We start from the raw sequence: 11211 nt of genomic DNA, 5'->3' as shown, positions 1-11211 counted from the left end.
CGAAAAGAGAATGAAAGACTCTTCTTTAAAGGTGGCGAAGTACRCTTTCTTTGTCTGACTTAAGGATGCCTTAAGTACTACCAAAGCAAAATGTTCAGTAAGTATAGGAAGAGACTCGATCTTAGGAGGGAAATTTCCCATCCGTACAAAGCCGAAGTCCAGCTCATCTTTTAATAACAGCTCCATCTGTATTTCGTTGGATAGTTCATTAAGGGTGATGTCTACCATTGGTTGCTGGCTCTTTAGTCGTGTTAAGAGTTCAGGAAGTATAGTCTGTACAGCCGAACCTATAAAGCCAAGCTTTAGTGTAGCAATTTTACCTTCTCCAATCTTTTCAATCTGAGTGTGGATGTTGTGGTAGTGAGTGAAAAGTAGTTCTACCTCTTTCTTCAGATATTCTCCGGCAGGTGTCAGCTTTACAAAACGTTTCCCCCTTTCAAAAAGAGCTGTCTTGTAAATTTCTTCCATCTGTTTGATTTGTCGTGTCAAACCCGGTTGGGAAATAAAGAGCCTTTCGGCAGCTCGGCGATAGTGCAGCTCTTCTGCCAAAACTTTGAAATAATAAAGATGCCTTAGTTCTATTTGATAATTCATAGTTATCAATTAATGATGTAATTGATATTAATAGTTATCAAATATAAGGGGTAAATTTGATAATGAAAGACGAAGATTTATGAAAACATTTAGGTACGGAGAAGATTTTTTGAAATGTTCGATAGCTATAGCTATCGCCAAAGGAAATATAAAGGGGGTATTGACAGAAGAAGCCAAACGCCAGATTCAGCAGAGCGCTGACTATGTACAGAAAATAGTAGATAAGGGGAAAGTCGTTTATGGAATAAATACAGGCTTTGGACCTTTGTGTACAACGATTATAGATGCGGAAGATACCCGTACGTTGCAGGAAAATATTCTTAAAAGTCATGCCGTAGGGTAGGAGAACCTATCGACAAGGAGCTTAGTAAGCTGATGTTGATTTTGAAGGTTCATGCCTTGGCAAAGGGTTATTCAGGAGTGCAGCTATCGACAGTAGAGCGTATCATCTGGCATATAGAGCACGATGTAATTCCGGTTGTGCCCAAACAAGGGTCGGTAGGTGCTTCCGGAGACTTGGCTCCCTTGGCACATCTTTTTTTGCCGCTTATCGGATTAGGCAAGGTATATTATGCAGGTGAGATCAAAGATGCGGCAGAGGTTTTGTCTCATTTGGGAATGAACGCTGTACCGTTAGGAGCCAAAGAAGGATTGGCACTTATCAATGGAACTCAATTCATGGCGGCACATGCGGTCAAGGGTGTGGTAGAGATGAGTCGCATGCTGGATACGGCGGATCTTGTGTCAGCTTAATGATCGAAGGGCTTAATGGTTCAATCAAACCTTTTTTTAAAGAGCTTCATCAGCTACGTAACTATAAGGGAAACAGTTATGTAGCTTCTACGATATACAATTTGTTGGAGGGTTCAGCGATCATGGAGTCCCATCGCAATTGTTTGCGAGTACAGGATCCCTATTCATTGCGCTGTATTCCGCAGGTGCATGGCGCTTCACGAAATGCGTGGCTCCATCTTAAAGAAACCATAGAAACGGAGATCAACGCTGTTACGGACAATCCTATCATCATCAATGACGAACTGACTATCAGTGGCGGTTCTTTTCACGGACAGCCTATTGCCTTGCCAATGGATTATGCAACCTTGGCAGCCTCCGAAGTCGGCAATATCTCGGATAGAAGAGTATACCTTTCCTTGGAGGGGGAGACAGATCGTGTGCCTAAGCTGCTGGTGAGAGTTACGGGATTGAATTCGGGGTTTATGATATTGCAATACACGACGGCAGCATTAGCTAGTGAGAATAAGAGCTTATGTTTTCCTGCAAGTGCGGACAGTATTCCTACTTCCTTGGGACAGGAGGATCATGTAAGCATGGGTTCTATTTCCGGACGTAAGCTTTTGCAGGTGTTGGACAATGTGGATAAGATTTTGAGTATAGAGTTATTATGTGCTACTCAAGCTAAGGATTTTCACTATCCATTGCAGTCTACTCCAATTATAGAGAGCATTCATCAGCATATCCGAAAATTCATACCTCATATTGAAGAAGATCAGCCTATGCAGGAGATTCTGCAAAAGGCCTTGGATCTCGTGAAAAGTGGAGAGCTATTGCAGATAGCGCAAACCGTAGCTTCTGAAAAAGCGTTAAAATATAAGACCACCCATTTGGATGATTTTGAAAATTACTGATATGGATAAATTATTGGTTGGGCCATTCCGTCAGTTGATTACTATGCGGAATTTACCATTGAAGGGAGCGATAAAGGACAGTCAGCTGGAGATCATTCCCCACGCGGGAGTCTGCATAGAAAGAGGCCGTATTGTTGCGGTCGATATCTATGATAGACTGAAAGACAAATATACTGATGCTAAAAGCGTGACATATAAACAAGATGTGGTATGTGTTCCTGGTTATGTAGACTGTCATACCCATATAGCTTTTGGTGGCAGTAGGGCTAATGATTTTGCCTTGCGGAATGCTGGAAGCTCCTATTTGGAGATTGCCCAGGCCGGCGGTGGTATTTGGAGTACGGTGCAGCATACCAGAGCCTGTTCGCAAGAAGAACTTTGCTTCCTTACGCAGCAGAGGGCAGACAGTCTTTTAGCACAAGGTGTTACCACCGTGGAAGTGAAGAGTGGCTATGGTCTTGACGTGGAGCAGGAGCTAAAAACTTTAAGGGCCATACAAGCTGCGAATCAAAGAACAGCAGTAGAACTCATTGCTACCTGCCTAGCGGCACATACAAAGCCTAAAGACTTTGTGGGTAGCAATAAGGATTATTTGGCATATATTCAGGAAGAGCTTTTTCCAAGACTTTTAGAAGAAAAGTTAACACGTCGTATAGATGTTTTTGTTGAGCAGAGTGCTTTTTCTGTGGAGGAGGCAAGAGCATATCTGTTGAAAGCGAAAGCTTTAGGTTTTGATGTGGTGGTTCATGCTGACCAATTTACGGTTGGAGGTTCGTCGTTAGCAGTAGAGTTGAAAGCCCTTTCAGCAGACCATTTGGAGGCTTCTACTACGTCTGAGATTGAGCGTTTAGCACACTCCAATGTGGTTGCGGTGGCTCTGCCTGCCGCCTCTTTGGGGTTAGGCTGTTCTTTTACCCCTGCCCGTAAGCTGCTGGATGCAGGGGCAGCCTTAGCTATCGCTACAGATTGGAATCCCGGATCTGCTCCTATGGGGCAGCTTATGACATCTGCCAGCATTTTGGCAGCCATGGAAAAGTTGACAAATGCGGAAGTCCTAGCTGCTATCACTTTCCGTGCGGCAGACGCGTTGGGCTTGCGTGATCGAGGACGTTTGGTAGCGGGACAATTAGCCGACTTTGTGCTGTACGCTACGGATAATTATCAAAATATCACTTACCACCAAGGCTCGTTACAGCCCATGGCTGTCTGGAAGTCGGGGGTTGAAGTGTATGGTTGTTAAATTAACATTTTAGTAGAGATGAATACTTTTCAAGAACAGATATTACAAGGTATTCCGGAGGTGTTACCTCCCAAGAAGGAGTTGGATGCTACGGTGAGTCATGCACCCAAACGCAAAGCTATTCTTACACCACAAGAGGAACGTTTAGCAGTGCAGAATGCCTTACGCTATTTCAAGGAGGAATGGCATGAGGAGCTGGGAAGAGAGTTTTTGCAGGAACTGAGAACGTTTGGACGTATCTATATGCATAGGTTCAGACCGGACTATGAGATGTATGCCCGTCCTATAGACGCTTATCCTGCCCGCTGTACACAGGCTGCAGCCATCATGTTGATGATTCAGAATAATCTTGATCCTGCCGTAGCACAGCATCCTCATGAGCTTATAACCTACGGTGGCAATGGAGCTGTCTTTCAAAATTGGGCACAATACCTATTGACCATGAAATATCTTGCGGAGATGACAGAAGAGCAAACACTGCATATGTACTCCGGTCATCCGATGGGACTTTTCCCCTCGTCAAAGGAAGCACCCCGTGTGGTGGTAACCAACGGCATGATGATTCCTAACTATTCTAAGTCCGATGATTGGGAGCGTTTCAATGCTTTAGGTGTTACTCAATACGGTCAGATGACAGCAGGGTCTTACATGTATATTGGTCCTCAGGGAATTGTTCATGGCACTACTATCACCGTCATGAATGCTTTCCGTAAGGTGCTTCCTCCTGGAGAAGAGGTGCGAGGTAAGGTATTTGTCACTTCCGGACTAGGAGGAATGAGTGGAGCTCAACCCAAGGCAGGGAATATCGCCGGCTGTATTACGGTCTGTGCCGAGGTCAATACTGCCGCTGCTCTAAAACGGTATAATCAAGGCTGGGTTGATGAGGTTCATTACGATATGGGTGCGTTGGTGGCTCGGGTAAGGGAAGCTATGGCAGCTAAAGAGGTGGTTTCTTTAGCCTATGTGGGAAATGTCGTTGAAGTGTGGGAAAAGTTTGTATCGAAGAAGATATTTATGTCTCAGTAGGATCTGACCAGACTTCCTTGCATAATCCTTGGTCCGGTGGATATTATCCTGTAGGGTTTAGTTTTGAAGAATCCAATAAGATGATGGTTGAAGATCCTGAACGCTTCAAAAAGGTGGTACAGCAAGCTTTGGTTCGTCATGTCGAGGCCATCAATAAGCATGCTTCACGGGGAACTTATTTCTTTGATTATGGAAACGCTTTCTTGCTGGAGGCTAGCCGTGCAGGAGCGGATATTATGGCAGAAGATGGGGTGAATTTCAGATATCCTTCCTATGTGCAGGATATATTGGGACCTATGTGCTTTGATTATGGCTTTGGACCCTTCCGCTGGGTATGTACTTCCGGAGATCCGGAGGATTTGCGTAAGACGGATTATCTTGCTTTGGAAGTCATGACTCAACTGAAAGAATCTGCCTCTCACAATATTGTTCAGCAATTGGAAGATAACATCAAATGGATTCGGGAAGCTGATCAAAATAGATTGGTTGTAGGTTCGCAAGCACGCATCCTGTATGCTGACGCGCTGGGACGTATACGTATCGCAGAGGCTTTCAATAAGGCTATTCGTGACGGTAGACTGAAGGGACCAGTCGTGTTGGGAAGAGACCACCACGATGTGAGCGGTACAGACTCGCCTTATCGTGAGACAAGCAACATCTATGATGGAAGTCGTTTTACAGCAGATATGGCAATACATAATGTAATTGGAGATAGCTTCCGTGGCGCTACATGGGTGTCTATACATAATGGAGGAGGCGTCGGCTGGGGAGAAGTGATAAATGGAGGGTTTGGCTTGGTGTTGGACGGTTCACAAGAAGCAGACAACCGATTAAAACAAATGTTGTTTTTCGATGTTAATAATGGTATAGCACGAAGAGCTTGGGCTAGAAATAAGGAGGCTTTGGAGGCTATAGAGAAAGAACTGCAACGCACTCCCCAGCTCAAAGTCACAACACCGAATTTGGTAGATCAATCGTTGTTGGATAAAATATTTTCGTAATGGAGGCATTTCATAAATTATATCAGAAGGCAAATCCCGACCTGTGGCAGGGAAGAATAGACGGAGAGGATAGGGCATTGCATCGCTGGCATCAGGTGGTGGAGTGTGTAGATTTGAATTCTGTAAAACAGATGGACAATGCCATAGCCATACTAGGATTTTGTAGTGATGAAGGTGTTCGTAGAAACAAAGGAAGAGAAGGCGCTAAAGCAGCTCCTCCTTATCTGCGAAAAATTCTGGCCAATTTGCCTGTTCATTTTGGAACACACAGAAAATTGATAGATGTGGGGGATATCCATATCCAAGGATATGATTTGGAATCGGCTCAGAAAGCTTTAGCTTTGGCCGTAAGCAAGATTCGTAGCTTGAATGGATTTCCTTTGATTATAGGAGGAGGGCATGAGGTGACTTATGGCCATTTCAGAGGCCTTTCTTCTGATAATAAGCGGATAGGTGTTATCAATATAGATGCTCACCTAGATATGCGTCCATTGGAGGAGGGGAAAGGGAATTCCGGTACTAGCTTTTACCAATTGGAGAGAGAGCTTTCTTCGAATGGACAGCAATTGCATTATATGGCTATAGGAATACAAGATATAGCCAATACCCAAGGCTTACTGCAATATGCGATTTCTAAAGATGTGCTTATTGTCAAAGCTGATGAGATTCAGGCTAAGCGGCTAGACGCTGTCAAAGCCAAAATAGAAAGTTTTGCAGCGGAAATCGATGAACTGTATTTAACCTTAGATATGGATGTTTTTGCGGCGACCTATGCTCCGGGCGTTAGTGCTGTTGCCTTTCAAGGACTGATTCCGGACCATGCATTTTATGAGCTTCTGACTTATATTTTTAAGCAACCCAAATTGGTAAGTATGGATATAGCGGAATTAAATCCTCGATTTGATATAGACGAGCATACAGGACGCTTGGCCGCTAGTTTTATTTTCAAGCTTCTACAAGAAATTTAGTACTTTAGATAAAATAGTATTGTTATGTCTAATATTGATTTTATCCGTGAGGAAACGGCCGCAAATTATTGGGAATTTTTTAGTAGGAAGATTATTATCCTTTTCGTCAAGAAACGCTCTATAGGACCTTTTGTTTTCATAGATTCATATGGGCCCAGCCTGCTTGGCGGAGCATGAAAATCTTGACGTTGCTCCGCACCCACATATAGGTCTTTCGACATTAACCTATCTTTTCGAAGGAGCAATATTTCACCGCGATAGTATTGGGTCAGCGATGGAAATTACACCTGGAGCGGTAAATTGGATGACAGCGGGAAGAGGAGTTGTTCACTCGGAACGTACACCGGAGTATTTACGTCAAAAGGATAAGTTTCTTCATGGTTTGCAGATCTGGGTTGCTCTTCCTAAAGAGCTGGAATTCATGGAGCCGGAGTTTTATCATATCGAAGCCAAAGATATTCCCTCTTGGGAAGAGGATGGAATTCATTATAAACTCATCGCTGGAGAAGCTTTCGGCAGAAGATCTCCTGTTCCTGTATACAGCCCGTTGTACATGCTGGAGATAAAAAGTCATGAGGAAAGCTTTATTGATATTCGGGAAGGATTGTTCGGTGAAAGTGGCTTATATATTTTGGAGGGAGAAATAGAAAGTAATGGCTATACGTATGGCCCTAAGCAGATTCTGATCACGAAAGACGCTCATCTATGTTCTTTTACTATGAAGCCCAACACTACGGTATATATTTTCGGGGGAGAGCCTTTTCCTGAAGAGCGTTTTATTTATTGGAACTTTGTCGCTACAGACAAAAGTATTATCGAAGCGGCAAAAGAGCGTTGGAAAAATCACGAGTTTCCGAATGTTCCCGGAGATGATGGATATGTACCTTTGCCAAACTATTAAAGAGCAATAAAAAAAGAGTGCCGTAAAGCACTCTTTTTTTATAAAGATTTTCTAATTAATTCAAAAGCTTTATCGATTTCTTCGACGGTGACAGTGAGATGCGGTCTGAAACGTACGCTTTTTTCTCCACATCCTAGAATCAACAGCTTGTGTTCAAGCGTTTTCTTGATGAAGGCATCTCTACGTTCTTCGGTGTTAAAATCAAAAGCACATAAAAGTCCTTTGCCTCGTGGATTGGAAAGGAAGTCGTTTTCCGATACCAGTTTTTCAATCTGTTGGAGGAGATATTTGCCTGTTTCAGCAGCTTTTGCCACCAGCTTTTCTTTTTCAATTATCTCTAAAATCAGTTTGAAGCGGACCATATCGACAAGATTGCCCCCGAAAGTGGAGTTGATGCGGCTTGACTCTTTGAAGACGTGGTTTTCTACGCGGTCGATCTTTTCTTTGTTGGCCAAGATACCGCAAACTTGTGTTTTTTTTCCGAAGGCGATGACGTCAGGAATGATGTCGTAATGCTCATAGCACCACATTTTGCCGGTCATGCCTACACCTGTCTGTACCTCATCCAATATCAATAGAATATCGTATTGGTCACAGATGCGACGTAGCTCCTTAAAGAATTCTTTTCTAAAGTGATTATCCCCACCTTCTGCTTGTATGGATTCGACAATCAAGCAGGCGATGTCATGTGGATTTTTGTCTATCGCCTCCATGATTTGAGCGATGGCTTGCTTTTCTACTGCTATTGTCTCTTCAATACTTTCATCGGTTAGAGGGAATGTAAGTTTAGGGTTGACGATCCGTGGCCAGTTAAATTTTGGGAAATACATGTATTTGCGAGGATCTTTTGTGTTGGTCAACGATAATGTGTATCCCGAGCGGCCGTGGAATGCTTGTTGGAAATGGATGACTTGCGATGCTTCGTGGTTGATGCCCTTACTTAAATTTAGGCGCGTCTTCCAGTCGAAAGCCACCTTAAGAGCATTCTCTACTGCTAGAGCCCCCCCATCAATGAAGAAAGCATAGCTTAATTCTTTAGGGATGGCTACACGTTCGAATGTCTCCACAAATTCTGCAAAGCTATCCGCATAGATATCTGAAAGTGCAATGTTTGTTTATCGCTACTTTTTCTAGTTGTTTACTTGTTTTCCTTAATATATGGATGGTTATAACCTACCGGAGAGGCTGCAAACATGCTAAACATGTCCAAATATTCATTTCCCTCCGTATCTACCACTATAGATTTGTATGACTTTTCCAAATCCATAGTAAAAGGAAAGCCATCGGCTAGAATATGTTTTGATAATATCTGATGTGTTTTATTCATAATTTAGTTGATGTCTATTAATGGTTCTATTTCTATCTTTCCGTTATTATAAGTTGAATTGAATACCTTGTGCTAAAGGCAGGTTGGTCGTATAATTAATGGTGTTGGTTTGTCGGCGCATATAGACTTTCCATGCATCGGATCCGGACTCGCGTCCACCTCCCGTTTCTTTTTCGCCACCGAAGGCGCCTCCAATTTCAGCTCCGGATGTTCCTATATTAACATTGGCAATGCCACAGTCTGAACCATTATGGCTCAAAAATAGCTCGGCCTCCCTCAGATTCGTTGTCATTATGGCTGATGAAAGTCCTTGTTTTACATCGTTTTGTAGTGCAATGGCGTTGTTGACGTCACCAGAATATTTTATTAGATACAGAATAGGGGCGAAAGTTTCCTGTTGTACGATATCGTAATGGTTTTCTACTTCGGCAATTACCGGCGTCACATAACATCCGCTTTCATAGCCCTCACCTTCCAGTACTTTTCCTTCCAAAAGGATGTTACCTCCTTGTTCTTTTATTTTCTTCAAGGCGTCCAAATACATTTGTACGGCAGCTTTGTCAATAAGAGGCCCCATGTGGTTTTTACTATCCAACGGGTCGCCAATTTTGATTTGTTTATAGGCTTCCACTAAGGATTCTTTTACTTTATCGTAGATGCTTTCGTGGATGATAAGCCTTCGAGTACTTGTACAACGTTGTCCTGCTGTTCCTACAGCGCCGAAAACAGCTCCTATTACGGTCATCTTCAAATCGGCGGATGGTGTAACGATGATAGCATTGTTGCCTCCCAATTCCAATAGGGATCTTCCCAATCTTGCAGCAACTGTCGCTGCAACCTGTTTGCCCATCCTAGTGGAGCCCGTTGCAGAGACAAGAGGAATACGTTCGTCTTCGGCAATCCATTTGCCGACCTCTGCGTCGCCGATAACAAGAGAAGAGATACCTTCAGGAAGATTGTTTTCCTTCAATATTTCTGCAATTATATTTTGACAAGCTATGGCACATAATGGTGTTTTTTCGGATGGCTTCCAGACTATCACATCGCCACATACTAGAGCTAAAGCAGCATTCCACGACCATACTGCTACAGGGAAGTTGAAGGCCGTGATGATACCTACAATTCCCAGCGGATGGTATTGTTCGTACATGCGATGCCCCGGGCGTTCAGAATGCATGGTAAGACCATATAGCTGTCTAGAAAGTCCTACAGCAAAATCACAGATGTCTATCATCTCTTGGACCTCACCCAAACCTTCTTGGTAAGATTTTCCCATTTCGTAGGAAACCAGTTTTCCAAGAGTTTCTTTCTCCGCCCTAAGTTTGTTGCCTAGCTGACGTACGATTTCTCCTCTCTTTGGTGCAGGAATGTCGCGCCAAATAGCTTTCGCTCTTTCGGCTTCTTGGATTACTTTTTCATATTCTTCCCGCGTAGTTGAAAGTACACTTCCTATCAACTTGCCGTCGGTAGGAGAGTAAGAGTCTATTTTCGATCCGCTACCAAACCAATTGGATCCTGTAGAAGAACCTAAGTTGCTTTCTGATAGTTTTAATGATGATAGTTCTTTAAGGTTCATAATTTGTAGTAGATTATTCAATTTTTATGTAAATATACCGAATAAAATTTATTTTTCAAGTGTTTTGTGAAAACATTTGACTAAAATAAGGATTTTAACAGGTTTATAACATTAGTTTGATATTAAAAGAAAAATATCTTACGCATTATCAGCGTATTATGTTTTAAGGGTTAAAAAATAAGGTTAAAAATGTTTGGAAGTAATGGTTTAAACTCTCTATCTTTGCACCACTCCGCGAGGGAGAGAAGTTCTACGGAACGTTTGAAAAGAGGGTAGAAGAGGGTAAGGAAAAGATAGTTTATCTTTTTTGTTGCCCGATAAAAAGAAGAAGAAAAAAAACTTCAAAAAAAGTTTTTGGAAAATCGGATAAAGTTTCTACCTTTGCAGTCCCGTCCGCAAGGAAGGGGGGAGAAAAAAGAAATAAAGGCCGCAAGGCAAGAGATAAAGCCGAAGCGAGATGCGGAGGCGGAGAGTTCTTTAAGATATTAATCATGTAGCGTAACGGGTACTTACGTTTTCGAATAGGAGACGATAAATACGGAAATACTTGCCGGGATTAGACATTTAACATTATTATATACAATGGAGAGTTTGATCCTGGCTCAGGATGAACGCTAGCGGCAGGCCTAATACATGCAAGTCGAACGGGATCCAGATCAAAGCTTGCTTTGGTCTGGTGAGAGTGGCGCACGGGTGCGTAACGCGTGAGCAACCTACCCTTGTCAGGGGGATAGCCCGGCGAAAGTCGGATTAATACCGCATGACATCATTGAGAGGCATCTTTCGATGATCAAAGATTTATCGGACAAGGATGGGCTCGCGTGACATTAGCTAGTTGGTAAGGTAACGGCTTACCAAGGCTGCGATGTCTAGGGGCTCTGAGAGGAGAATCCCCCACACTGGTACTGAGACACGGACCAGACTCCTACGGA

The 11211-nt window shown here is 43.1% G+C and carries 9 protein-coding genes, 1 rRNA gene and 1 pseudogene; 7 read left to right on the top strand and 4 right to left on the bottom strand.

Going from position 1 to position 11211, the window contains the following annotated elements; translation table 11 throughout:
* On the bottom strand, positions 1-594 hold a 594-nt coding region (locus tag SD31_RS12945; RefSeq protein ID WP_039054439.1), incomplete at its 3' end, for a LysR family transcriptional regulator.
* A 79-nt stretch (positions 595-673) separates the two neighbouring features.
* Between SD31_RS12945 and hutH the strand changes: the two are divergent.
* The 6 genes and pseudogenes from hutH to SD31_RS12920 all read left to right on the top strand — a co-directional run bounded on the left by hutH (position 674) and on the right by SD31_RS12920 (position 7376).
* Positions 674-2240, top strand: a pseudogene (gene hutH, locus SD31_RS21410) (histidine ammonia-lyase).
* 1 nt (position 2241) lies between these two features.
* A complete protein-coding gene (gene hutI / locus SD31_RS12935; protein ID WP_039054440.1) occupies positions 2242-3480 on the top strand; it encodes an imidazolonepropionase in 1239 nt (412 codons plus the stop codon).
* Positions 3481-3498: 18 nt separating this feature from the next.
* Entirely contained in the window at positions 3499-4506 is a 1008-nt protein-coding gene (locus tag SD31_RS19470; protein ID WP_231561625.1) for a hypothetical protein, read from the top strand.
* Positions 4464-5507, top strand: coding sequence for a hypothetical protein (locus SD31_RS19465; RefSeq protein WP_231561623.1), 1044 nt, complete (start codon positions 4464-4466; stop codon positions 5505-5507). The genes SD31_RS19470 and SD31_RS19465 overlap by 43 nt, the downstream gene beginning before the upstream one ends.
* Positions 5507-6475 carry a formimidoylglutamase gene (hutG, locus tag SD31_RS12925; RefSeq protein WP_039054438.1) on the top strand — a complete coding sequence of 323 codons (969 nt, stop codon included), beginning with the start codon at positions 5507-5509 and terminating at the stop codon, positions 6473-6475. The genes SD31_RS19465 and hutG overlap by 1 nt, the downstream gene beginning before the upstream one ends.
* Before the next feature lie 148 nt (positions 6476-6623).
* A complete protein-coding gene (locus tag SD31_RS12920; RefSeq protein ID WP_231561621.1) occupies positions 6624-7376 on the top strand; it encodes a pirin family protein in 753 nt (250 codons plus the stop codon).
* Positions 7377-7414: 38 nt separating this feature from the next.
* Here SD31_RS12920 and lat read toward each other — a convergent pair whose 3' ends face one another.
* The 3 genes from lat to SD31_RS12910 all read right to left on the bottom strand — a co-directional run bounded on the left by lat (position 7415) and on the right by SD31_RS12910 (position 10279).
* Entirely contained in the window at positions 7415-8443 is a 1029-nt protein-coding gene (gene lat / locus SD31_RS12915; RefSeq protein ID WP_262506640.1) for an L-lysine 6-transaminase, read from the bottom strand.
* Between the two features lie 71 nt (positions 8444-8514).
* A complete protein-coding gene (locus SD31_RS20365) occupies positions 8515-8703 on the bottom strand; it encodes an aminotransferase class III-fold pyridoxal phosphate-dependent enzyme (RefSeq protein WP_262506639.1) in 189 nt (62 codons plus the stop codon).
* Between the two features lie 46 nt (positions 8704-8749).
* Entirely contained in the window at positions 8750-10279 is a 1530-nt protein-coding gene (locus SD31_RS12910; RefSeq protein ID WP_039054437.1) for an aldehyde dehydrogenase family protein, read from the bottom strand.
* Between the two features lie 579 nt (positions 10280-10858).
* Between SD31_RS12910 and SD31_RS17645 the strand changes: the two genes are divergently transcribed.
* Positions 10859-11211, top strand: a 16S ribosomal RNA gene (locus SD31_RS17645); the annotation flags it as partial.

The organism is Sphingobacterium sp. T2 (assembly GCF_000814685.1).
GTDB lineage: Bacteria > Bacteroidota > Bacteroidia > Sphingobacteriales > Sphingobacteriaceae > Sphingobacterium > Sphingobacterium thermophilum.
Note: the sequence above shows the minus strand (reverse complement) of the source record. Positions and strands in the feature narration are given on the sequence as shown.

Coding starts and splice junctions, on each gene's coding strand:
- hutI (WP_039054440.1), top strand. CDS start 2,242: ATGGATAAATTATTGGTTGGGCCATTCCGTCAGTTGATTACTATGCGG.
- SD31_RS19470 (WP_231561625.1), top strand. CDS start 3,499: ATGAATACTTTTCAAGAACAGATATTACAAGGTATTCCGGAGGTGTTA.
- hutG (WP_039054438.1), top strand. CDS start 5,507: ATGGAGGCATTTCATAAATTATATCAGAAGGCAAATCCCGACCTGTGG.
- SD31_RS12920 (WP_231561621.1), top strand. CDS start 6,624: ATGGGCCCAGCCTGCTTGGCGGAGCATGAAAATCTTGACGTTGCTCCG.
- SD31_RS20365 (WP_262506639.1), bottom strand. CDS start 8,703: ATGAATAAAACACATCAGATATTATCAAAACATATTCTAGCCGATGGC.
- SD31_RS12910 (WP_039054437.1), bottom strand. CDS start 10,279: ATGAACCTTAAAGAACTATCATCATTAAAACTATCAGAAAGCAACTTA.